The sequence below is a fragment of the Mycobacterium appelbergii genome (assembly GCF_032883035.1).
GTDB classification, from domain to species: Bacteria; Actinomycetota; Actinomycetes; order Mycobacteriales; family Mycobacteriaceae; genus Mycobacterium; species Mycobacterium appelbergii.
Genome location: NZ_JAMQTH010000020.1, coordinates 90,100 through 113,011, shown reverse-complemented (window position 1 = coordinate 113,011; position 22,912 = coordinate 90,100). Strand labels below are relative to the sequence as shown.

Annotated in this window: 20 protein-coding genes; 4 read left to right on the top strand and 16 right to left on the bottom strand. The window is 66.7% G+C overall.

Going from position 1 to position 22,912, the window contains the following annotated elements; all coding sequences use genetic code 11:
• The first annotated feature begins 16 nt into the window (after nt 1-16).
• Complete coding sequence (locus M1247_RS33605) at nt 17-469, top strand: cupin domain-containing protein (protein ID WP_317160773.1); 453 nt, start codon at nt 17-19, stop codon at nt 467-469.
• On the opposite strand, the gene M1247_RS33600 is transcribed toward M1247_RS33605, so the two are convergent.
• The 16 genes from M1247_RS33600 to M1247_RS33525 all read right to left on the bottom strand — a co-directional run bounded on the left by M1247_RS33600 (nt 444) and on the right by M1247_RS33525 (nt 18,922).
• Complete coding sequence (locus tag M1247_RS33600; protein ID WP_317160772.1) at nt 444-1,214, bottom strand: VOC family protein; 771 nt, start codon at nt 1,212-1,214, stop codon at nt 444-446. The two genes, M1247_RS33605 and M1247_RS33600, sit on opposite strands and share 26 nt — an antisense overlap.
• Before the next feature lie 75 nt (nt 1,215-1,289).
• The gene (locus tag M1247_RS33595; RefSeq protein WP_317160771.1) at nt 1,290-2,477 is read right to left on the bottom strand and encodes a dihydrolipoamide acetyltransferase family protein; all 1,188 of its coding nucleotides are present in this window, start codon (nt 2,475-2,477) and stop codon (nt 1,290-1,292) included.
• 22 nt (nt 2,478-2,499) lie between these two features.
• Nucleotides 2,500-3,483 carry an alpha-ketoacid dehydrogenase subunit beta gene (locus M1247_RS33590; protein WP_317160809.1) on the bottom strand — a complete coding sequence of 328 codons (984 nt, stop codon included), beginning with the start codon at nt 3,481-3,483 and terminating at the stop codon, nt 2,500-2,502.
• A gap of 25 nt (nt 3,484-3,508) precedes the next feature.
• On the bottom strand, nt 3,509-4,546 hold the full coding sequence (gene pdhA / locus M1247_RS33585) for a pyruvate dehydrogenase (acetyl-transferring) E1 component subunit alpha (protein WP_317160770.1): 1,038 nt from the start codon (nt 4,544-4,546) through the stop codon (nt 3,509-3,511).
• A gap of 10 nt (nt 4,547-4,556) precedes the next feature.
• Nucleotides 4,557-5,993, bottom strand: coding sequence for a dihydrolipoyl dehydrogenase (gene lpdA, locus M1247_RS33580; protein WP_317160769.1), 1,437 nt, complete (start codon nt 5,991-5,993; stop codon nt 4,557-4,559).
• A gap of 58 nt (nt 5,994-6,051) precedes the next feature.
• The gene (locus tag M1247_RS33575; RefSeq protein WP_317160768.1) at nt 6,052-7,275 is read right to left on the bottom strand and encodes a PucR family transcriptional regulator; all 1,224 of its coding nucleotides are present in this window, start codon (nt 7,273-7,275) and stop codon (nt 6,052-6,054) included.
• 9 nt (nt 7,276-7,284) lie between these two features.
• A complete protein-coding gene (locus M1247_RS33570) occupies nt 7,285-8,301 on the bottom strand; it encodes an acyl-CoA dehydrogenase family protein (RefSeq protein ID WP_317160767.1) in 1,017 nt (338 codons plus the stop codon).
• Nucleotides 8,298-9,476, bottom strand: a complete 1,179-nt coding sequence (locus M1247_RS33565) for an acyl-CoA dehydrogenase family protein (protein ID WP_317160766.1) — start codon at nt 9,474-9,476, stop codon at nt 8,298-8,300. The genes M1247_RS33570 and M1247_RS33565 overlap by 4 nt, the downstream gene beginning before the upstream one ends.
• Nucleotides 9,473-10,387, bottom strand: a complete 915-nt coding sequence (locus M1247_RS33560; protein WP_317160765.1) for an acyl-CoA dehydrogenase family protein — start codon at nt 10,385-10,387, stop codon at nt 9,473-9,475. The genes M1247_RS33565 and M1247_RS33560 overlap by 4 nt, the downstream gene beginning before the upstream one ends.
• Nucleotides 10,384-11,538 (bottom strand): acyl-CoA dehydrogenase family protein, encoded by a 1,155-nt coding sequence (locus M1247_RS33555; protein WP_317160764.1) that lies wholly within the window; start codon nt 11,536-11,538, stop codon nt 10,384-10,386. Before M1247_RS33555 ends, M1247_RS33560 begins: the two co-directional genes overlap by 4 nt.
• A 10-nt stretch (nt 11,539-11,548) precedes the next feature.
• Complete coding sequence (locus M1247_RS33550; RefSeq protein ID WP_317160763.1) at nt 11,549-12,700, bottom strand: CaiB/BaiF CoA transferase family protein; 1,152 nt, start codon at nt 12,698-12,700, stop codon at nt 11,549-11,551.
• Nucleotides 12,693-13,631: an SDR family NAD(P)-dependent oxidoreductase gene (locus M1247_RS33545; RefSeq protein ID WP_317160762.1), complete on the bottom strand. Its 939-nt coding sequence runs from the start codon at nt 13,629-13,631 to the stop codon at nt 12,693-12,695. The genes M1247_RS33550 and M1247_RS33545 overlap by 8 nt, the downstream gene beginning before the upstream one ends.
• Nucleotides 13,632-13,653: 22 nt before the next feature.
• Nucleotides 13,654-15,498 carry a flavin-containing monooxygenase gene (locus tag M1247_RS33540; protein WP_317160761.1) on the bottom strand — a complete coding sequence of 615 codons (1,845 nt, stop codon included), beginning with the start codon at nt 15,496-15,498 and terminating at the stop codon, nt 13,654-13,656.
• Nucleotides 15,495-16,667 carry an LLM class flavin-dependent oxidoreductase gene (locus M1247_RS33535; RefSeq protein ID WP_317160760.1) on the bottom strand — a complete coding sequence of 391 codons (1,173 nt, stop codon included), beginning with the start codon at nt 16,665-16,667 and terminating at the stop codon, nt 15,495-15,497. Before M1247_RS33535 ends, M1247_RS33540 begins: the two co-directional genes overlap by 4 nt.
• Before the next feature lie 66 nt (nt 16,668-16,733).
• A complete protein-coding gene (locus tag M1247_RS33530; protein ID WP_317160808.1) occupies nt 16,734-18,053 on the bottom strand; it encodes an aromatic ring-hydroxylating oxygenase subunit alpha in 1,320 nt (439 codons plus the stop codon).
• A gap of 20 nt (nt 18,054-18,073) precedes the next feature.
• Nucleotides 18,074-18,922, bottom strand: a complete 849-nt coding sequence (locus M1247_RS33525) for an SDR family NAD(P)-dependent oxidoreductase (RefSeq protein ID WP_317160759.1) — start codon at nt 18,920-18,922, stop codon at nt 18,074-18,076.
• Nucleotides 18,923-19,065: 143 nt separating this feature from the next.
• On the opposite strand from M1247_RS33525, the gene M1247_RS33520 reads away from it, so the two are divergent.
• From M1247_RS33520 to M1247_RS33510, 3 genes are read left to right on the top strand one after another with little or no spacing between them, the layout of a single operon-like run.
• On the top strand, nt 19,066-20,658 hold the full coding sequence (locus tag M1247_RS33520; protein WP_317160758.1) for an SMP-30/gluconolactonase/LRE family protein: 1,593 nt from the start codon (nt 19,066-19,068) through the stop codon (nt 20,656-20,658).
• Nucleotides 20,655-21,392, top strand: a complete 738-nt coding sequence (locus M1247_RS33515; protein WP_317160757.1) for a GntR family transcriptional regulator — start codon at nt 20,655-20,657, stop codon at nt 21,390-21,392. Before M1247_RS33520 ends, M1247_RS33515 begins: the two co-directional genes overlap by 4 nt.
• A gap of 4 nt (nt 21,393-21,396) precedes the next feature.
• On the top strand, nt 21,397-22,911 hold the full coding sequence (locus tag M1247_RS33510) for an AMP-binding protein (protein WP_317160756.1): 1,515 nt from the start codon (nt 21,397-21,399) through the stop codon (nt 22,909-22,911).
• Nucleotide 22,912 lies beyond the last annotated feature (1 nt).

The window sequence follows — 22,912 nt, the reverse complement described above, 5'->3', positions numbered from 1 at the left end:
GACGAGACTATCGGGTGTGACCGAACTACCTGACTGGGCCAGAGCGCTCGACCTGTCCCCGCATCCCGAAGGCGGCTGGTACCGGGAAACCTGGCGGAGCGAACTGACGGTGAGCCAGACCGCATTACCCGCGGGGTATACCGGGCCCCGTAATGCGGGCACGGCGATTCTGTTCCTGCTGATGCCGGGCCAACAGTCGGCCTGGCACACCGTGCGCAGTGCCGAACTGTGGTTCCATCACCGCGGCAGCCCGCTGCTCCTGGAGAGTGGGCCAGAACAGGACAGTGCCACAACGCATGTGCTCGGCCCGGATGTCGCGGCCCGCCAGCAGCCGCAACTGCTGGTGCCGCCGGGTCACTGGCAGCGGGCCCGGCCCCGCGACGACGAACCCACGCTCGTGAGCTGCGTCGTGGTGCCGGGCTTCGACTTCGCCGACTTCGCGCTCAGCCCTGCAGGGACGACAGATTGAATCCGGCCCCGGTCGGGTCGGTGACCGAGGCGAGCCGGCCGTAGGGGGTGTCCTCAGCCGCCCGCACCACCGAACCCCCGTGCTCGACGACCAACTCGACGGTCTTGTCGACGTCTTCGGCACCGAAGAAACAGGTCCAGGTCGAGGCGACACCTCCCGGGATGACGCTGCCATCCATCACCCCGAGCAGTTCCTCACCGTCGAAGACCGCTGTGCTGTAGCGGAACTCGTCACTGTCGGCCACCGTCTGGGTGGTCCACCCGAACGCGGCGCGGTAGAAGTCCAGGGCACCGGCGTAGTCAGTGGTGGTCAGCTGGAAATACAGCGGTGCGCCGGTTTCGTTGAACGCCTCATACCCGTGGTGGCCGGTGGGTTGCCACAGTCCGAAGAACCCGCCCGTGGGGTCGGTGATCATCGCCATCCGGCCCTTCTCCGGGATGTCCATCACCCCGCCGCAGTTGCTGCCACCGGCGGCGTCGGCCGCGGCCACGGCGGCATCGGCGTCGGCGGTGTGCAGGTAGGTGGTCCAGAAGTCCGGCGAGTTCCACTGCGGATCATTGCGCATGAGGCCGGCCACGATCCGACCGTCCAGGAAGGCGCTGACGTAACCGCCGTACTCTTCCCCGCCGGTTTCATAGGTCCAGCCGAACACCGAACTGTAGAACTCCTTGGCGCGGTCGACGTCGGATGTGGTCAGGTCGATCCAGATGGGGGCGCCCAGCGGGGCGCTCTGACGGGTAACCACGATGGTTCTCCTTCTCGGTGGTGGGCGGTCATGGGTATCGACCGCCACCGCGCGGAAAACTCATCGCGGCTCCGATCAGGCGACGATACGCAGCGGATTCTGCAGAAGCGCCGTCAGATCCCGCAGGAAGATGGCACCGGTCGCGCCGTCTATCGCCCGATGGTCCGCGGACAGCGTCAGCCGCAGGATCTTTCGCACCGTGACCTCGCCGTCGATCAGTCGCAGTTCATCGGTGGCCGCGCCGACCGCGAGGATCGCGGCCTCCGGCGGGTTGATCACCGCGGCGAACTGCTCGATGCCGTACATACCGAGATTCGAGATCGTGAAGGTGCCGCCGGTCATCTCGTCGGCGCGCAGCTTGCCTGCGCGGGCACGCTGCGCCTTCTCCTTGGTCTCGGCGGCGATCTGCGACACACTCTTGCGGTCGGCGTCGCGCACCACGGGCACCACCAGACCGCCCCCGACCGCAACCGCGACACCGATGTGCACGCCGTGATGGCGCAACAGCGTGTCGCCGCCGAAGGAGACGTTGACCCCGGGGTTTGCTCGCAGGGCGGACGCCGCGGCCCGGACGAGGAAGTCGTTGACGCTGACCTTTTGCTTTTCGACGTGCCCTTCGACGTGCCCGTCGGCCGCCTGCAGACTGTCGTTGACGGTCTCGCGGAAGGCCAGCAACGCGGTGGCGTCGACAGCGGCGGTGAGATAGAAGTGCGGAGCGTTCTGCTTGCTCTCTGTCAGGCGCTTGGCCGCGACCCGTTGCAGGGTGGTCAGCGGCACTTCGTCGGCCTCTGCGGAGACGTCCACCTTGGTTTCGACGGTGGGCGGCGGGGATTCGACGCCGCGGGCAGCCTCGACATCCTTGCGGACGATCCGGCCGCCCGGGCCGCTTCCGGTCACCGAGGCCAGGTCGACACCGCGTTCATCGGCGATCTTGCGCGCCAGCGGTGAGGACTTGGGGCGGTGCTCCGAAGGGGCGGCGGGAGCGGCCGGAGGTGCGGAAGGAACCGGCGGTGCAGACGATGTGCCGCTGCCGTCGCCGATGACCGCGATCGGGATTCCGATCGGTACGCGCTCCCCTTCACCGGCGAGCATGCGCTCGAGGATGCCGTCGTCGTAGGCTTCGAGCTCCATGATCGCCTTGTCGGTTTCGATCTCGGCGAGAACCTCCCCGCGTTCCACGCGATCGCCGACGTTCTTGTGCCAGGCGATGATTACGCCGTCCTCCATCGTGTCGGACAGCCGGGGCATGGTGATTTCAGGCACGTGTGGTCCTTTGGGTTCGTCGTCAGAGCCGGCCGACCGCGGCCAGCGTTTCGCGGGCCGCGACATACAGCGATTCGGCCGAGGGCAGGGCGGCCTGCTCGAGCGGCTTCGCATAGGGCAGCGGAATCTCGGCAGCGGCGACCCGCCGTACCGGCGCGTCGAGGTAGTCGAACGCGCCATCGGAGATGGACGCGGCAACCTCGGCGCCGATGCCGTAGGTGAGCCAGTCGTCTTCGGCCACCACAGCGCATCCGGTCTTGCGCACCGAGGCGATCAGCGTGTCGCGATCGAGGGGCCGCAGGCTGCGGAGGTCGATCACCTCGGCCGAGATTCCGTCGGAGACGTGCAGGCGTTCGGCGACCTGGGTTGCCACGCTTGCCATCCGGGAGTAGCCGATGAGGGTGATGTCGGTGCCGTCGCGACGCACCGCGGCCTTACCGATCTCGGCGGGCGGCAACTCGGCCGGGACCTCACCCTTGCTGTTGTAGAGCGCGAGGTTCTCCAGGAACAGCACGGGATCGTCATCGCGGATCGCGGCGCGCATCAGCGCGCGAGCGTCAGCCGGGGTACTCGGTGCGACGACCTTGAGCCCGGGTACGAAGGCGTAGTACAGCTCGATGTTCTGCGAGTGTGTGGCGCCGAGCTGCTGCCCGCCGCCGCCCGGCATCCGGATCACCATGGGCACGCTGGTCTGGCCGCCGAACATGCCGTAGATCTTGGCCGCGTGGTTGACGATCTGGTCCAGCGCCAGCAGCGAGAAGTTGATCGTCATGATCTCCACGACCGGCCGCAACCCGAGCATGGCCGCGCCCACCGCGGCACCGACGAAACCCTCTTCGGCGATGGGGGTGTCGCGTACCCGCTTCTCACCGAACTCGGCGAGCAGCCCCGCGGTGATCTTGTAGGAGCCCTCGAATACCCCGATCTCCTCGCCGATCAGGAAGACCGAATCGTCGCGATGCATCTCCTCACGCAGGGTTTCGCGCAGCGCTTCACGATAACTGATGACAGCCAACGGATTTCCTTCACACTCAGAACAGCGGGTCAGCAGGGAGCCGGCGGGACTCGCCCGGTACCGGGGTGGCATAGGTGTAGTCGAAGAGCGTGGACACCTCGGGATGCGGACTCGCATCGGCGAACGCCACGGCGGCGTCGGCCTCGTCTTGCGCGGATTTCTCCAGCGCCACTGCGCCGTCGTCATCCAGGGCACCCGCACGCAGCAAGGTTTCCTTGAAGAGCACCAGCGGGTCTGCCTCGTGTGCTGCGGCCACGTCGCTTTCGGTGCGGTACTTCGCGGGGTCGACGACCGAGTGGCCGCGCAGGCGATGGCTGACCGCTTCCAGCAGTGCGGGTTTGCCTTCCGTGCGCGCCGCCTCGACCAGCCGGCGCGCGGTATCGCGCACCGCGAGCACATCGGTGCCGTCAACGCGTTCCCCGGTCATCCGGTACGCGGCGGCGCGCTTGTACAACTCAGGTTCGGCCGACGATCTCTCGACGGTGGTGCCCATGCCGAGGTTGTTGTTGATCACCACGAACACCACGGGCAACCGCCACAGCGCGGCGATGTTGAGCGATTCGTGGAACGCGCCGATGTTGGTGGTGCCGTCACCCATCTGGCACATCACCACTTCGTCGCCGCCGCGGTAGTCGATCGCCAGTGCGGCGCCGACCGCCAACGGAAGCTGGCCTCCGATAATGCCATAGCCGCCGAGCAACCGGGCGGCGGTGTCGTACATGTGCATCGAACCACCCCAGCCCTTGGAGGTGCCGGTGGTGCGGCCGTACAGTTCGGCCATCACCCGTTTCGGGTCGATACCCTTCGCGATCGCGTATCCGTGTTCGCGGTAGTTGGTGAACAGGTAGTCGGTGGGACGCAGCGCAGCCATCAGGCCGACCACCGTGGCTTCCTCACCGAGGTTGAGGTGGCAGTAGCCACCCACCTTCGCCTGGGTATAGCCCTGGGCGGCGCGCTCCTCGAACCGGCGGATCAACACCATCTGGCGGTAGTAGCCGCAGAGCGTGTTGAGATCCTCGCCGGCGAGGCTGGTCCGGTCGATCGTGTCGGTCATCGGGAACTCCTCAGCGCTTCGGCGGCGTGATGTGTACGGGCAGGCCCAGGGCGGCAAGCGCGGCTTCCATGCCGATCTCGCCGAGCGTGGGGTGCGCGTGAATGGTGTCGGCGAGTTCGTCGAGCGTGGCCTCCAGCGTGATCGCCAGTGCACCCTCGGTGATCAGATCGCTGGCCGACGGGCCAATGATGTGCATACCGAGGACTTCGCCGTGCTGTCGGCCGGCCACGATCTTCACGAAACCTTCGGTGTCACCGAAGGTTCGGGCCCGCCCGAGCGCTGCGAACGGGAACTTCGCAGTGACCGGATCGTGTCCGGAGGCTTTGGCGGCCTCCTCGGTGAGGCCGACGCCTGCGATCTCGGGGTGGGTGAAGGTGGCCGCGGGCACCACGTTGTAGTCGATGCTCTTGTCGTGTCCGGCAAGTACATCCGCCGCGGTCAGGCCCTGGTGGGAAGCGACGTGGGCGAGCAGCGCCTTACCCGTGACGTCGCCGATCGCGTACACGTGCTCGACGTTGGTGCGGAGCCGGTCGTCGACCCCGATGAAGCCGCGCGTGTCGACGGCGACCCCCGCAACATCGAGCGCGAGCCCGGCGGTGTTGGGTTTGCGGCCCACGCCGAAAAGCACGACATCGGCGTCGATATCGCCCGCCTTCGGGCCGTCGACCGTCACGCGCAGTGCATCTGTCTGAGCGATCGAGGTGACCGTGGAACCGGTGAGCACGGTGATGCCGCGTTGACGGAATGAGCGGCCGAGAGCCGTGCCGATATCGGCGTCCTCGGCAGGCACCAGCCGGTCCTGCATCTCGACGACGGTCACCGTGCTGCCGAATGCGGCGAACAGGCTGGCCCATTCGGCGCCGACGGCGCTGCCGCCGACAATAGCGATCCGCTCCGGCACACTGGTCAGTCCGAACGCGCCGTCAGAGGTGATCACGCCGGGCAGATCCGCGCCGGGGATGGGCAGCGGGATGGGAGTCGATCCGGTCGCGACGATGACGTCGCGCGCGGTCGCGCCGTCGACAACGTCCCCGGGTGTCGCGGCGTAACGCGGGCCTTCGCCGGCGGCGACGTCGCAGATGTCCACGGTGGTGGGTCCGGTGAACCGGGCGTGGCCCTCAATCACGGTGACGCCGTTGGCTTTCAGCAGTCCGGCGACGCCGTCCGTCAGCCCGGTGACGACCTCGGACATGCGCTGTCGCACCGCCGGGTAGTCGAATCCGACGTTGTCGGCCCGTATTCCGTACTCAGCGGCGTCGCGCACCGTCTGCAGCACCTCGGCCGAACGCAGCATCGCCTTGGTGGGGATACAGCCCCAGTTGAGGCACACGCCGCCCGGGCGCTCCTTTTCCACCAGGCCCACCGCCAGCCCGTGCTGGGCCGCCCGGATTGCCGCGACGTAGCCACCGGGGCCGCCGCCGATCACCAGAACATCAAACTCACGCACGCAGTTGAGTCTGCTGCGGTGTGAGTGCCGCCACCATGCGCGTCGGCACAGCGTTACGTCACCCAGATTGGGCAGACTGCCCAATCGCCGCCAGATCAAGCGCGGACAGGGCGAGCGAGAGTTCGACGTAGGCCGCTCTGCTGTGCAGCGGTCTGCCGACCAGCGCGGTGATCCGCTGCAACCGGTTGAGCACGGTGTTTCGGTGGCAATGCAGTCGGGCCGCCGCGTTGGCGGTCGAGCGGTCCTCCTCCAGCCACACGACGAGCGTCTCGAGCAGTACCTCGCGTTCCCGGGCCGGCCGTTCCAGCACGGCACCGAGATTGCGGGCGACGAGCCGGTGGGCGAGATCAGGGGACCGCACGAGCAGCGCCTCGGGATAGTGGTCGCCGAGCGACACCAACTCCGTCGCGGTCGACGACACCATGCTCAACGCGATCAGGGCAAGGGTGTAGGCCGCGCCGGCCTCGTCGAGCCCTGACACCGCGGGCGATGCCGCGGACCGTCCCCTGGCCAGCGGTCGCAGGCGGGCGATGACCTCCTCGGCGTCGCGCTGTTCCAGCGCCACCACCCCGATGCGGGTGTCCACCTTCGTCTGCCAGACCGATCGGAAGCCGAGCGCGTCGAGCGACGTGCGTGGACTGACCAACGTCGGGCTTCCGTCCGGCCGGACGTCGGTCACTATCACCAGGTAGCCGCCGTTCGCGGGCAGTTCCAGTTCCCGCGCGACGCGTGCGGCGAAGCCCGCGTCACCGGCGCGTCTGCCGAGCAGATCCTCCAGCAGAGCGTTGCGGCGCTGTTCGTCGTGGCGCACCCGCTCCTGCTCGCTGTCCCGGTAGGACGTCGACAGCGCCGAGGACAACTCGTCGATCACCGTCCAGGTGGCGGTGCCTGCGTCGAGCACGTCACCAGGTGCCACGCCGTTGTCCCCGGCCCGCTCCAGCAGCGCCTCCCAGACGATCCGACCGCCCAGCCGGAAGGTCCGCAGCATGACCTCCAGCGGCACCCCTTGCGCCGCGCGGTGCCGGGCGATCGCCGCAGCCACCTCATCGGCCGGATCGGGCCCGTCGACCCGGCCACTGAGCAGCTCCAGTACGCGGGTCAGATAGTCGTGGCAGCCCTCACGCAGGTCATCGCGCGGCACGCTGCCGTAATCGGTCCAGTCGGGGTTGTCGGTGAAGATCGCCGCCAGCAACCGGTCGATGAGCGTGTCGACGTCGGACAACGTGGCTTCGGCCAGCTCGCGGGTGATCCTGGTCGCGAATCCGGAGTGTCGCCGTTGCACAACGGCACCCTACTGGTAGCGCTCCGCGAGGCGGGCCCGAAGTGCCGCGGGCGAGCCGTACAGCGAGCGGTTGAGCGCAGCCCGTTTGAGGTAGACGTGCACCCCACTCTCCCAGGTGTAGCCGATGCCGCCGTGCAACTGCATGGCCTTGCCTGCGACCTCGACGGCCGTCTCTGTGGCGTAAGACTTGGCCATGGCGACCGTTGTGGGCCCGGGGTCATCGACAGCGGCTTTCACCAGCCGGCGGGCCACCGAGATCGACACCAGCATGTCCGCACAGGCATGTTTGACGGCCTGGAATGACCCGATCGGATGGCCGAACTGCCGCCGCACCCCGACGTAGGACACCGTGGCGTCGAGCATGGCCTGTGCGACACCGAGGCTGTCGCACGCCACCGCGAGGGCGGCGCGGTCGTTCAACCGGCGCAGTCCGGCGTGCGGGTCGCCGTCGAAATGCCACTGCGCGCCGTTGGCCATCTCGACCTGGTCGGCGCTCACCGTTGCCAGCCTGCGGGTTTCGTCGAGGACCGGTTGGGGTTCGACGATCAGATCCGCCGATCGGACGGTGACGATCACCGGTGCGCCGTCAGGGCCGGTTGCCGGCAGCAACAGCTGCTGTGCCGCCTCGGCATCGGGAACGAACGTCGCACACCCGTCGAGGTGCCCGTCCGCTGTCAAGGCGAACGGGGCATCGGCAGACTCTGCGGACAGCGCGAGCGCGACGCGGGTCTGGCCCGCCAACACGTTCTCCAGCAGACTGTCCCGAACGTCGTTGGGCGCCACGGCAAGCAGTGCCCCGACGCCCAGCACCGCACCCCCGAGATATCCGGTGGACGCCGCGGCCCGGCCGATCTCCTCACAGATCACAGCCGTCTCCGCGAAGGTGGCCCCCGCGCCGCCCAGGTCCTCCGGAGCGTCCAGGCCGACCCAGCCCGCCTGGATGAGCAGCGGCCAGTCGACGCAGTCCTTGGAGAGCAGATCGGTTGCCACTGCCCGCAGTTCGTCATGTAGCTCGGTGAAGTTCATCGAGGTAGTCCCAATCCCCGCTCACCGATGATCGTGCGTTGGATCTCACTGGCGCCGCCCGGGATGGTCCATTCCCACGAGCCGATGAAATCCAGCATCCACGCACCAGATTCCCAACCGCTCGATGCCGGTTTCGTCAACACGGTATGGGCGGCCAGGCCACCGATTTCCGCGCCGAATCCGGTCATCCGCTGCAGCAGCTCGCTGTAGTAGAGCTTGACGATCGAGGCATCGGCCGGACCCGCGACGCCGGCCTCACTGCGCTCGACCAGGTCCCGGCACAACCCGCGCAGTCCGGTGAGCTCGATCTCGAACTGCGCCAGTCGATCCGCGACGACGGGATCCTCCACCGGCGCGCAGGCCTGCACGAGCCAGCCGAACCCGGCGTTGCCGAGACGCTCGGCCAACTCGAGCATGGTCAACCCGCGTTCGGCGCCGAGGGTGGCCTGGGCGACCTGCCAGCCCTCGTTCACCGGGCCGATGAGGTTGGCGGCCGGGACGATGACGTCGTTGAGGAAGATCTCGCAGAAGTGGGAGTCGCCCACGGCATTGCGGATGGGCCGCACATCGACGCCCGGCGTGGTCATGTCCACCAGGAAGTACGAGATGCCATGGCGCTTCGGCGCATCGGGGTCCGTGCGGGCCAGTAGCAGGCACCAGTCGGCGTGCATGGCCCCGCTGGCCCACAACTTCTGGCCGTTGACCACATAAATGTCACCGTCCGCACGCGCGGTGGTGCGCAGCGCTGCCAGGTCGGATCCCGCTTCCGGCTCGGAGAAGCCCTGCACCCAGATCTCACCGTCGAGGATGGCAGGCAGGTGGCGCCTGCACTGTTCCCCGGTACCCGCCGCCAGCAGTGTCGACGCCGCGTGGTGGATTCCGACGAACGCCAGCACCAGCCGGGGTGCGTCGTGCGCAGCGAGCTCCTGATAGAGCACGATCTGCTCGGAAACTGACATCTGCCGATCGGCTCCTCGCGTGCGCAGCCCTCCGCCCCATTCGGCAGGCCAGTGCGGCACGGCGAAACCGGCGCTGTGTAGTTCGGCGAACCAGGACTTCTGGAATGCCACGAACTCTTCATCGCCGACCCCGGTCTGGTTGGCGCGCCAGTCTTTCGGGACGTGCGCTTCGCACCAGTCCCGCACGGTGGCCCGAAAGTCGTCGAGCTCGGTCATGACGAGAACAGCCCGGTCAGCCCACGCCTGCCGAGACGAGCGGTCAGGATGTCGCGGGTCGCCGACAGCCCGAACGGCGACCGGCGCAACGGCTGGCTGTAGCGCGACAGCCAGGACAGTGTGGTCTCGTCGCAGAACCCGACAGCGCCGTGCAGCTGATGGCATACCCGGAACACCACTTCGGCGGCCTCGATCGCGGCCATCCGCAGCGACAGGGCATCGTTGACCGCGTCCGGGCTGCCCAGGCTCCAGAGCGCGTACTTGGCCAGGATATCGACGCCACTGCGCTCCACCTCGGCGTCGGTCAGCTGGAACTGCACCCCCTGGAACGAGGACAGCGGCTGCCCGAACTGCTTGCGCAGGCTGACATGTGCGGTGGTCAGGTCGATGGCGCGGTCGAGCATGCCCAGCAGCGTCCAACACGGCAGGACCAGGCCGAGCGCCACATCGGCGGCGCCGTTGTCGTCGACGGCGGACAGCTCCAGCGCGGTGGTGAAGGCAGGACCGCCGGCCCCGCGGCCGGTGACGATGCTCCGCCTCCCGGCCAATGTCACTGTGGCCCATCGACTTCTGAGGCCCGCAAGTGACCCCTGCGGGACGTTCTCGGCGATCACGCTCAATCCGTCGACATCGAGGTCGGTCGGTTTGGCGAGCCGGTCGGCCACCGGATACGGCAGCCCCCAGTACCCGGCGCTGCGACACAGGGCGGCACCGGCTTCCAAAGCGTCTGAATCGGTGCGGAGATCGAGTTCCCAGGCGCCGAGCTTGTCGAGCACCGGTCCGACAAGACTCTCACGGGTATCGGGTTTGGCTTGGGCCTGCTGCAGCAGCTGATCACCACCTGCCGCCTCGAACGCGCGAAGCGCCTGGTGGCCGTATTCTTTCGCGTCGTCGGTGAGATCGAGAATCATGCGCGGTCCGCCAGCATCGTGCGAGACAGCAGGATCCGTTGCATCTCGATGCTGCCCGAGGACACCGTGGAGGCCTGCGAGTACCGCCAGTGGTCGTGTACCTCAGCACGGAAGAACTCGGTCTCCTCGGCGCCACCCGCGGGCACGGCCGCGGCAATCTCCATCAGCACCTCCGCGCTCTCCTGGTCCAGCCGGGTCACCGCAATCCGATATGCCGCAGCATCACCGGGTTTCACCCGTCCGGTGTTCTGCAGCGAGACCACCCGGTAGGCCATCAGCCGGGCCCGACGGCAGTGCGTCAGCATGCGGGCCCAGCGGCCACGCAGTTCGACAGGCAACTCCTCCCAGGTGTCGCCCAACACAGCAGGCGCCGCCTGCAGCAGCCGTTCACACCGGGCGTAGCGGGCAATGCCGACCCGCTCGAACGACATCACGTCCTGCACGATCGACCACCCCTGGTCCACCGTGCCCAGCACGTCCCGCTCGGTGACCTTCAGTTCGTCGAAGAACACCTCATTGAGATGGTGCGGTCCCATCATGGTGCGGATGGGCCGGACTGTGATCGCCGGATCCGACATCGGCACCAGGAAAATCGTCAGGCCCTGCTGCTTCTTCTCGCCCTTGGAGGTGCGCGCCAACAGAAAACACCACTGGGCCATGGTGGCGTACGACGTCCAGATCTTCTGTCCGTTGATCCGCCAACCATCGTCCTCAGGGCGCGCGGAGGTGCGCAGCGACGCCAGGTCCGAACCAGCCTCCGGCTCGGAGAAACCCTGACACCAGATCACCTCGCCGTTCGCGATCGGTGGCAGGTGCGTGCGCTGCTGCTCAGGTGTGCCGTGCCGCATGATGATCGGGCCGACCCAGTTGACCCCCATGTACTGGGCGCCCCGCGGTTCGTGATGCGCCCACATCTCCTCACGCACCACGGTCTGTTCCCACACCGAGGCGTCACCGCCGCCGAACTCCTTGGGCCACGTCATGCACAGCAGCTGACGTTGCGCCATGGTGCGGCAGAACTGCTGGGCCGCAGCAAGATCAGCGGGGTCATCAGTGAACGCGCCGAGGAAGTCGGCAGGCATCTGCTCGGCGATCAGCCCCCGCAGCTCACTGCGCAGCTTGGTGGCTGCCGGACCCAGGTCGAAATCCACTATTGCCCTTCTACGCCGTCTTGTTCCGGGTACTGATCTCGGCGAGCACTTCTTCTGTGTCGGCGCCCAACTCCGGCGCACCACCTCCGACACGGCCCGGTGTCCGCGAAAACCACGTCGGCACACCGGGAAACCTCACCGGCCCGTAGGGGGTGTCGACGGTCTCGAAGAGCCCGACCGCGTTGAGATGCGCATTGTCGAACAGTGCGTCCGGGGTGTTCATCGCCGCCGCCGGGATCTGCAGGTCGCGGAACAACTCCAGCCATTCCGCGGTGGTGCGTTCCTTCAAGGTCTGCGCCACCAGGCCATACACGGTGTCGATCTGGTGTGCCCGCTGTTCGAGGGTGTCGTAGGCGGAGTCGTTCCACGCCGGCTGCACCGCATCGATGAAGCCCTTCCAATGCTTGTCGTTGTAGATAAGCGCCGCGATGTGACCGTCTTTGGTCTCGTACGGCCTGCGGTTGGGGGCCACCGTGCGGGGGTAGACCGCCGGGCCCAACGGTGGGTCGAACATGGCGCCGTTGGCATGCTCGACCAGCATGAAGGAGGCCATCGTCTCGAACATGCTGACCTCGACCTCCTGACCCTCGCCCGTGCGCTCCCGGTGAAACAGCGCCATCATCGTCGCGTACAACGCGGTCAGCCCGGCCACCTTGTCGGCCATGATCGTGCCGACATAAGTGGCTTCCCCGGTCAATTGTTCTTGTACGGCGGGTAATCCGCATTCGGCCTGGATGGTGTCGTCGTAGGCCGGACGGTCGGCGTCGGGTCCCCGCCTGCCGTATCCGTAGCAATTCGTGTAGACGATCTGCGGGTTGAGCGCGGCGACGTCGTCATAGGAGAACCCGAGCTTGCTCACCGCCTTTGACCGCATCGAGTGGATGAACACGTCCGCACCAGCGATCAACTCACGCAGATCCGACGTTCCCGCCTCGGTCTGCAGGTCCAGCACGACACTGCGTTTGCCACGGTTGACGTTCATGAACACGCCGCTCATCCCCGGCGCCGGGCCCACCGAGATGTACCGGGTGTTGTCGCCGGCCGGCGGTTCGACCTTGATGACGTCAGCGCCCATATCCGCCATGATCTGCGTGCAGTACGGACCCATCACCATCGCAGTGAGGTCGACGACACGCACGCCGTGCAGAGGACCGTCAACCATGCTGTGCCCCTGCCCGATTGCTCCTCGCGTCCGCCATCCCAAAGCTGTAGAGAATATGATCCCGATGCCCATCCGGCACCACCGGGAAGATCACCGCATCCGCGAGGTCGCGGATGCCGTCGACGTTCTCGGCGACATCCTCGATGGTCCACGAGGGCCGGTACACGCCAGGCGTTTCCGCGATGACAGCCTTGGCCACCCGCCCACCGATCGCCACGAAGATCTCCCCGGTCACCGAACAGGTCTCATGCGTCAGCCAGCCCACGGTCGGGGCCACCAGTTCGGGGCCCATCGGTGGATACGCCGAGGTGTCGATGCCTTCGGCCATCCTGGTGACCGCACTGGGCACGATCACATTGCACCGCACTCCGTCGGCGGCACCTTCGAGCGCAGCGACGTTGGACAGCCCGATCAGTCCGGCCTTGGCGACACCGTAATTCGCCACCTCATGGTTTCCGTAGAGACCGCCGATCGACGAGGTCAGCACGATACGTCCGTAACCCGCCGCACACATCAGCGGAAATGCCGGCCGCACAACGTGAAAAGCACCGCGCAGATGCACGTCGAGCACCGCTTCGAAGTCCTCATAACTGAGTTCCTTGAGCGATCCGCGGCGAACCGTGCCTGCGTTGTGGATGAGGATGTCGATACGGCCGAAGTTATCCACCGCGGTGTCGATGATGGCGCGGCCGCCCGCGGCGGTCGCCACGGAATCCGTGGATGCGACGGCCTGTCCTCCCGCAGCGCAGATCTCGCGGACTACCTCATGTGCCGGAGCCGCGTCGGTGCCGTCGCCCGTGAGGCTGCCTCCCGAATCATTGACAACGACCCTGGCACCCCGTGCGGCCAGTAGGAGCGCGTATTCACGGCCCAACCCCCGGCCCGCACCGGTGATCACGGCGACTCTGTCGTCGAAACGCAGGGTACTCAAGCGAACGGCTCCTCGGTGGTGGTCACCTGGTCTCCAACCCGTCGAGATCACCCTTGGCGCGCCAGTCCTGCAGCAGGTCGCCGAACGCGTAGAACCCCGGTCCGTACGGTTCGCCGAGGTGGCTCCGGATGCCTTCTCCGCCTCCGCCGCCTTCGTTGTTGTAGTAGCCCGGCGTGCATTCGGCGTCAAAGGCCGAGGTGTCGACGAGGTTGTCCTTGATCGTCTGGCACCACTGGTCCTGCGCGGCCTGACTGGGCTCGACGGTGGTGATGCCCCGGTCGAGCGCCTGGGCGATGACGTAGGCGATGTGCTCGCCCTGCAGTTCGTAATTCGCCGAGATGTTGGCCGAGATCCCGACCTGGGTGAACCCGGTGAAGAACTGGTTGGGGAACCCGCGGCTGGTCATCCCGTGCAGCGTCTTGTAGCCGTCGGACCAGTAGTCGTACAGCGACAGCCCACCCCGGCCCTTGATCGCGTCGATCGAATAACGCCGGCTGATCTCGGTGGTGATCTCGAAGCCGCTGGCGAAGATGATGCAGTCGACCTCGTACTCCCGCCCGCCGGCGACAATGCCCTTCTCGGTGATCTTCTCGACGCCCTTGGACTCCGACACATCGACCAGCGTCACGTTGGGCCGGTTGAATGTCGGCAGATAGTCGTCGTTGGAACATGGCCGCTTGCACAGGAACCGGTAGTACGGCTTGAGCGCCTCGGCCGTGCCTGGGTCGTCCACCAGGCCTTCGACCCGGCGGCGCAGCCGTTCCATGACCTTGTAGTCCTCTTCCTCGCGCAGCGTCATGAACTGCTCGGGGGTCATCGCCGCGGGATCGGGCATCGCCAGCACCCTGGCCGCGGTGTTACGGCCGAGTTCGGTCCAGAAGTCACACACCAGGTCCGGTTGGCCGAGCGCCATCCCCTCGAACGTCCAGGCGTGGAAGTTGCGTTGACGCTCCTTCTGCCAGCCGGGCTGCAGCGATTTCACCCATTGCGGATCCGTGGGAGTGTTGCCGCGCTCGTCGACGGTCGACGGGGTGCGCTGGAACACGTAGAGATGCTGGGCATCGGCGCCCAGGTACGGCACCAGCTGCACACCGGTGGCCCCGGTGCCGATGAGCGCGACCTTCTTGTCGGCCAGCTTGTGCAGACCACCGCTGGAATCGCCGCCGGTGTACTCGTAGTCCCAGCGCGACGAATGGAAGATGTGCCCGGCGAAGTCCTTGATACCCGGGATCCCGGGCAGCTTGGGCCGGTTGAACGAGCCTGAGCCCATCACCACGAACCGGGCCCGGATGTCGTCACCGCGGTTGGTGCTGATCCGCCAGCGATCGATGTCGTCTTCCCAGGTCAGGTCTTTCACCTGGGTGGAGAAGATCGCACCGTCATACAGGCCGTAATGCTTGCCGATATTGCGGCAGTGCTGGAAGATCTCGGCGCCGTCGGCGAACTTCTTGCTGGGCATGAAGTCGAGCTCTTCGAGCAGCGGGATGTAGCAATAGGATTCGTTGTCGCACTGGATTCCCGGATACCGGTTCCAGTACCAGACACCACCGAAGTCGCCGCCCATCTCGATGATGTGCACATCCTCGACGCCGGCCTTCTTCAGCGAGGCGCCCACCAGCAGGCCGGCGAAACCGCCGCCCAGCACGGCCACGTCGATATCGGTGTCGATCGAGTCGCGCTCCACGTACGGCGTGTGCGGGTCCACCTCACCGAACTCCGCGAACCGTTCGCCCGTCTGCACATACTGCTTGGAACCCTCTTTGCGCAAACGCTTCTCACGCTCCACGCGGTAACGCTCGCGCAGCGCCCGGATGTCGATGTCGCTCGGGGTTTCGGTGGGCCCGCAGGTGTTTTCCGGTGCGGTCATACCGTGACGTCCTCCGGAAGTGCCGGGGCATGTAGCGGGGCGGCCATCTCGTGGACCGCGGGCAGCACCTCGGCGGCGAACAGCCTGGTGGATTCCATCGCCTTTTCGTACGGCATGGTGCCGAACTGCGGCACGATGGTGACCTCGGAGAACGAGCATGCCTCCTGCGCGGCCTTCAGCTTCTCGTACACCACCTCAGGCGTGCCGATCAAGAGGTTGGAGGCGTGGTATCCGGGCGGGCCACCCTTCTTCTGATTGCCCACCTCCGACGCCAGCACCGCTGTCGCGGAGGCCTCGCGGGCGGCATAGGCCTCATATCCCTTGACACCCTGGAAGTTGGACGCGTCGGCAAAACCGTAGTGCACGTTGACATCCCGGTTAGCGGTCCAGATCCATTCGGCTGTCTCTTCGGCCTGAGCTTCCGTTGGCACGCAGTACATGAACATCACGTTCTTGGGCTGGCACGGTGGCAGACCTTCCTCAGCCCGGAAGGTGTTGACCTTGCGCACCTCTTCGCCGGCATCGGTGATCGGCTTGTTGCCGACGAACAGCGGCACCATGCCCCGCCGGGACAGGATCTCCAGCGACTCGGCTGTCGAGGACGAGCTGTAGATCCGGTCGAACAGATCGGTGCTGATCGGCTCCGGACGCAGCGACATCTCCGGGAACGAGAAGATCGCCCCGTCGTAGGAGAACCGCTCGCCGGAGAACGCCAGCTTCAGGATGTCGAGGGTCTCGTTGAACCGTTGTCTGCTCTCTTCGCGGGGCACCCCCACCGCGGCGAACTCACCCTTGGAAACCCCGCGCCCCAGGCCGATCGTGGTGTAGCGACCATTGGAAACAATGTCCAGGTAGGCGATCTGAGTGGCCAGCCGCACCGGGTTCCACCAGGGCACGACCGCGACGAAGGTGCCGAGGCTGACCCGCTCGGTCCGGCCCGCGAAATAGGTCAGTGCCTGAATCGGGTTGGGCGTCATGCCGTAGGGGGTGCCGTGGTGCTCGGGGAACCAGATGCCGTCAAAGCCCAGCGGCTCGGCGAGGTCGCCGAGTGCCAGCGCAGCCTGCACGCACTCGTAGTCCGGTGTGGCGGGCGGGGTGCTGAAATCGCCTGCCATCACGCGTTCCCAGTCACGCGAGTTCTGAGCACCGGTGCCCAAGTTCACCTTCATGTTCGCTCCTTATTGGGGCGATTTGTGGAGTCTCAGCCGTACTCGACACGGTTGAGACTCCACAAATCACTGGATCTCGGTGGGCTCTCCGACGCCCATGTACTTCGACAGTTGGTAGTGCAGGTTGACCGTGCTGCGTTCCCGGTACGGGTTCGGTTTGGTACCGGGGAAACCGGCCGATTTCATGCCTTGCTGCACCGCGGCCATATTCGAGAAGTCCTGCGGCAGCACCGAACGCCAGTTGGGGCTGTCGGCCGGCGTGTACTCCCATTCAGTCTGCGGCTCTTCGCCTTTGGGGTACAGCTCGAACACCGACACCTCGAAGATGCACTTGTCCGGGTCATAGCTGGGGTCGGGCCGGGCGCTGTAGCACAACGCGCTGGTCAGGCCCTGGCCGATCTGGAAGTTCGGGAAGATCTGCCAGGCGGTGCCGCTCTGCCCGAGAATGTCGGGCGGGATCGTCGGCCAGAGGACCCCGCGGGCTTCGTCGTCACGACGGGCCGAGGTCAGCCAATGCTCGAGCACCTTGTCTGCCGGGGTGCCCTCGGGTAGTTCGTCGACCAGGCGCTTGGCGGCGTTCACCAATGTCTGCGTCGTCGTCGCGTTGGTCTCTTCCATGGTGTAGACCTGCATCTCGGCCGTCGAGACCCGCGGGTCTCCGGTACCCAGCCGGATCTTGGACTTGGTCTCCTCCATGTCCTTCGGCGCGTCATAACCGATATTGCTGTGCCTGCCCTGCGCTTTCGCCCACCCCTTGAATTCGCCGAACTTGTTGAACTCCGGATGCGTGGTGAACACGTGGTAGGTCTCGTTGAAGGCCTCCATCGCAACTTTCCAGTTGCAGTCGAAATACAGCCATTTGCGCCACTTGTACCGCATGTTCTCCAGGCCGAACGGATCGAGGATCTTGGCGGCGGGAAACAGAAAGTCGGCCAGCGGCTCAGGGTCGGTGTCCATGTTGATGAAAAGCCAACCGCCCCAGGTGTCGACCGTGACCTTGGGCAGATGCGTGTTCTCCGGCGTCAGCACGCCCTGCCAGTCGTCCTGCTCACGGATGTGCGTGCACGCGCCGTCCAGGTCATACGTCCAGCCGTGAAAGCCGCAGACGAACGACTTACGGGTGCGGGCACAGGCGTTCTTGGCGCCGTCGGGCGTATCGATGATCCGGCGGCCGCGATGCATGCACACGTTGTGATGCGCGGCAAAGGTGTCCACGCCCGTTCGGACAACGATGACCGAGTCGTCGAGGATGTCGTAGGTCAGGTAACCGCCGACCTCCGGGATGTCCTCGACCCGGCCGACCTGCTGCCAGACCCTGCGCCACAAGCGATCCCGTTCGGCACGCGCGTAATCCGGAGAGATGTAGGCGTCCACCCCGATGGTCATGGGAGTGGATAGTTCTTCGGTCACTCATGCCTCCTGATGGCCGCGCGGAAGTCGTCGTCCTTGAGGAACAGGGAGGTGTTGTCGGCACCCAGATGGGTCCACCGCAGGTTCAGGCCGCCGTCGACCAGCAGGGTCTGACCGGTGATGTAGCCCGACAGGTCTGACAGCAGGAACAGGATGGCCCCGGCCTGCTCGTCGGGGGTGCCGCGGCGGCCCATGGCGATCGCCTGCCGGTCGCGGTCCGGATCGGCGTCGACATAGGTGGCCGAGGCGGCCGTCTCCGTCACCCCGGGAGCCACCGCATTGACCCGGATGCCGTCGCAGGCGAGTTCGACGGCCATGGTCCGCGTCGCCGCCACGATCGCGGCCTTCGCGGTGCCGTACGCGACGTGGTAGGGCGCGGTGTTCATCCCGCTGATCGAGGACACCGACACGATGGAGCCGGGTTCGCCGCTTGCCCGGATCTCGCCGGCGACGGCCTGGCTCATGAAGAACATGGTTTCGAGATTCGCGGTGAACAGGTCGCGCCAGTCCTGGCGGGACACCCTGGTGGCGGGCATCCAGGTCGACGGTGCGGCGCCGCCCGCGACGTTCACCAGTCCGTACAGCGTTGTCTCCGCGCCGCGTGCCGCGTCCAGCACTGTGGAGATACCGGCATCGGTGGCGGCGTCGGCGGCCACCGGAATGATCGCCAACCCCTTGTCCACGAGCGGGCCGATGTGGGTGTCGAGATTGTCCTGCGAGCGACTCACGGCGACGACGGTCGCGCCGGCTTCGGCGGCCATACGGGTGACCGTGGTGCCGATGCCGCCTCCGCCGGCGCCCGAGACCACCACGGTGCGGCCGGCCAAGCTCAGGAGCTCATCCATGGCGACCTAATTGTCCGGACAAGAAGTGGTGTTCTGCATATTGAAGAACACTATTCCCCAGCAGTTATTAACCCGTCAAGGCCGCTCCGGTGCTGATTTACGGCTATTGTCTGGACTAGATGAGCTTGCTAACGTCCGACACCATGAATTCGCCGTCGGTCCAGGACGCCAGGTACACCGCCAGTCCGTCGGCCGCGGCAGGCTGGCGCCTGGAGCGGGTCACCGCGCCGAGCCGGCTGTTCGGCGCAAACGGTCTGCGCACCGCCGCCGACGGCCGCATCTACGTGGCCCAGGTGACCGGCAGTCAGATCAGCGCCTTGGACCCCGAAACCGGCCGGCTGGACACCGTCAGCGCCAGGGGTGGCGACATCGTCGCTCCCGACGACGTCGCGTTCGACGAACACGGCAACCTCTACGCCACCGAAGTGATGGACGGCCGGGTCAGCATGCGTGAGACGAACGGGATGACCCGGGTACTGCGCGACGACGTGCCGTCGGCCAACGGCATCACGTTCCACCAGGGTCGGCTGTTCATCGGAGAATGCCGCGAAGGTGGCCGGTTGATGGAGTTCGACCTCGCCGGGGGCGCCCCACGGGTGCTGCTGGAGAACGTGCCCTCCCCCAACGCCATGGAGGTCGGCCCCGACGGCCTGCTGTATTTCCCGGTGATGGGCGCCAACGAAATCTGGCGCATCGACCCGTCCGGCGGCGAGGCCCAGGTGGTGGCCGGTGGCCTCGGCGTGCCGGATGCGGTCAAGTTCGACTCGGCCGGTCTCCTGGTGTCCACCCAGGTCGCCAGCGGTCAGGTGCTGCGCATCGATCCACGCAACGGCGAGCAGACCCTGCTGGCCCAGCTCACTCCCGGCCTGGACAACCTCACGTTTGTCGGCGACCGGCTGTTCGTCTCCAACTTCACCGGTGAGATCACCGAGATTCTCAGCGACGGCGAGACCCGCACGGTGCTCGGGGGTGGGCTGAACTGGCCGCTCGATCTCACGGTCGGCGCCGAGGGCGATCTGTATGTCGCTGACGGCACCTACTTCTACCGGGTCGGTCCCGACGGCGGACTGAACACCGTGGGCATGCTGTTCTCACCGGGCTATCCGGGATTTCTTCGAGGTGTGATCGCCTCGGGCCCAGGCGAGTTCGTGGTCACCACGGCCGGTGACCAGGTCATCCGGTACCAGCCGGAGGCCGCGCGCAGCGAGGTTCTCGCCGAGGGGGTCGCTCAGCCCTACGGCGTCGCGCTCGCGCCGGACGGCACACCGGTGGTCGTCGAGCAGGGCGCCGGACGGTTGCTCGCGGTACGTTCCGGCGCGGTCGAAGTGCTCGCCGACGGGCTCGATCACCCGGTCGGCGTGACCTTCGGCCCCGACCGCGCACCACTGGTCTCCGTCGCCGGCGCCGTGATCCGCGTGACCAGTTCAGACACGACGCCGCTGGTCGACGGATTGCACACGCCGCAGGGCATTCTCGTGCGCGATGGTGTGCTCTACATCGTCGACGCAGGCACCAAGGAACTCATCGCCTACGACCTGAACACCGCGACCCGCAGCACCATCGCCTGCGGGCTGCCGGTCGGACCACCACCGGGCGTGGTCCCAAAACCCCTCAAGGGCATGCCGCCGTTCTCCGGCCCGCAGGGGCCGTTCGCCGGTATCGCCGCGGGAAGTGGTGGGACATTGTATGTTTCGGCCGACGGCGATGGCAGCGTAGTGGCGCTGCGGCCAAGATGACCGTCACCCCCGCGGAGCATCGCTACCTGCAGGTGGCGCGCACGCTGCGCAAGGAGATTGTGGACGGGGTGTACCCGGTGGGCTCCCAATTGCCCACCGAGCACGAACTGTGTGAACGCTTCGAGGTCAGCCGCTACACCGTCAGGGAGGCACTGCGCCGACTGCGCGACGACAACCTGGTGTCGTCGCGGCCCCGGACGGGCACCCTCGTCGTTCCGCGTGCGGCGGCGAACTCCTATGCCCAGGACGTCATGTCGATCAACGACCTGCTGGCGTTCGCAACCGGCGCGCAGTTCACCATCGAATCCAATGCCATGGTGACCATCGACGAGGACCTGGCGAGCCGCACCGGGCTGCCGGTGGGTGAACAGTGGCTCGCGGTCCGTGGCTACCGGCAGGCCGACGTCGATACCGCGCCGGTATGCCGCACCGAGTACTACATCAACCGTTCGTTCGCCGCGGTCGGCCGGCTGTTGCAGCGGCATTCCGGCCCCATCTTCCCCCTCATCGAGGACCTCTTCGGGGTGAGCATCATCGAGGTGCACCAGGTGATCTCGGCGATCTCGACCTCTTCCGACCTGGCCGACCTCCTCCAGGTCGCCCCGGGCAGCGCCGCCCTGCAGGTGCAACGCACTTACACCACGTCCGACGGTGAGATCGCCCAGGTCACCGTGAACACGCATCCGTCGGACCGGTTCCGGCATGCCATGACCATGCACCGGGTCAAGGGCTGACACCATGGCCGCCCACACCTGGCCCACGCTGGCCGACGCATTGACCGACGCCGCCCTGCACACCCCCGACCGGGTGGTGCTCGTCGACGGTGACACCCGGTTGACCTGCCGTGAACTGCGCACCCAGGCAACCACACTGGCCCACCACCTGGTCCAGCGGATGCCTGTGGGCAGCGTGGTCTCCTTCATGCTGCCGAATTGGCACGAGGCGGCGGTCGTCTACCTCGCGAGCACGCTGGCAGGCATGGTGGTGAACCCGATCCTGCCCTCACTGCGGGACCGGGAGTTGCAGTTCATCCTTGAGGACGCGCGCAGCCGGGCGATCTTCATCCCGGCGCAGTTCGGCAACCACAACTACGCGGCCATGCTGACGCGGGTGTGCGCCGAGATCGCGTCGCCGCCCGAGGTGGTGGTGCTGCGTGGCGACCCCGGTTCACACAGGCCCTTTGCCGAACTGGGTGCGCCGGACGGAGAACTTCCGCTGCTCGACCCCGGGGACGTGCGGATGATCCTGTACACCTCGGGCACCACGGGACGACCCAAAGGTGTCCTGCACAGCCATAATTCGATCACCGCGCTGATCTGCCAGCTCGCCGAACACTGGCTGGTCGAGGCTGGAGACACGTTCCTGGTGCCCTCACCCGTCGCGCACATCGGCGGTTCCATCTACGCGTTCGAGTGTCCGCTGCTGCTGGGCACCACCGCGGTACTGATGCAGCGGTGGGATGCCGACGACGGTGTCGGCTTGATGACCGCAGACCGGTGTACCCACATGGCCGGGGCGACACCGTTTCTGGAACAGCTACTGGGCGCCGCGGAGCGGGCCGGTACCCGCCTGCCCGATCTGAAGGTGTTCATCTGCGGTGGGGCGTCCGTACCGCCGTCGCTGATCAGGCGTGCCACCGCCTACTTCGAGCGCGCCGTGGTGAGCCGGGTCTACGGGTCCACCGAGGTGCCGGTGACCACCGTCGGTTCGCTGCAGCACGGCGATGTGGAACACGCCGCCGAAACCGACGGCCGCCCCGGGATCGCCGACGTCCGGCTGGTTTCCGGTGAAATCCGCGCCCGCGGGCCTCAGATGCTGGTGGGGTACCTGCATCCCGAGGACAACGATGAGTCCTTTGACGACGAGGGCTTTTTCCGCACCGGCGACCTCGGGCGGTGGGTGGACGGCGACTATCTCATGGTGACCGGCCGGGCAAAAGACCTCATCATCCGCAACGGCGAGAACATCTCGCCCAAGGAGCTCGAAGACATCCTGGTCGGTGAGTTGGGCATCGCCGAGATCGCCGTCGTCGGGCTGCCCGATCCACGTACCGGGGAGCGGGCCTGCGCGGTGATCGTGCCGTCCTGCGGTGCCGGGCCGGGCGTGGCCGATCTGGGTGGGTTCCTGAGCGAGCGGGGCCTCGCCCGGTTCAAAGCGCCTGAGCAGGTGGAGATCTGGGATGGGCTACCCAAGAACGACGCAGGCAAGGTGTTGAAGCACCGCATCCGTGCACAGCTCACGAATAGGGATTGAC

Coding starts and splice junctions, on each gene's coding strand:
- pdhA (WP_317160770.1), bottom strand. CDS start 4,546: ATGACCGACACGATCGACCGGACCAGCCTCGCCGGCGAGGATCTCAAC.
- M1247_RS33570 (WP_317160767.1), bottom strand. CDS start 8,301: ATGAACTTCACCGAGCTACATGACGAACTGCGGGCAGTGGCAACCGAT.
- M1247_RS33565 (WP_317160766.1), bottom strand. CDS start 9,476: ATGACCGAGCTCGACGACTTTCGGGCCACCGTGCGGGACTGGTGCGAA.
- M1247_RS33560 (WP_317160765.1), bottom strand. CDS start 10,387: ATGATTCTCGATCTCACCGACGACGCGAAAGAATACGGCCACCAGGCG.
- M1247_RS33550 (WP_317160763.1), bottom strand. CDS start 12,700: ATGGTTGACGGTCCTCTGCACGGCGTGCGTGTCGTCGACCTCACTGCG.
- M1247_RS33540 (WP_317160761.1), bottom strand. CDS start 15,498: ATGACCGCACCGGAAAACACCTGCGGGCCCACCGAAACCCCGAGCGAC.
- M1247_RS33535 (WP_317160760.1), bottom strand. CDS start 16,667: ATGAAGGTGAACTTGGGCACCGGTGCTCAGAACTCGCGTGACTGGGAA.
- M1247_RS33530 (WP_317160808.1), bottom strand. CDS start 18,053: ATGACCATCGGGGTGGACGCCTACATCTCTCCGGATTACGCGCGTGCC.
- M1247_RS33525 (WP_317160759.1), bottom strand. CDS start 18,922: ATGGATGAGCTCCTGAGCTTGGCCGGCCGCACCGTGGTGGTCTCGGGC.
- M1247_RS33520 (WP_317160758.1), top strand. CDS start 19,066: ATGAATTCGCCGTCGGTCCAGGACGCCAGGTACACCGCCAGTCCGTCG.
- M1247_RS33515 (WP_317160757.1), top strand. CDS start 20,655: ATGACCGTCACCCCCGCGGAGCATCGCTACCTGCAGGTGGCGCGCACG.
- M1247_RS33510 (WP_317160756.1), top strand. CDS start 21,397: ATGGCCGCCCACACCTGGCCCACGCTGGCCGACGCATTGACCGACGCC.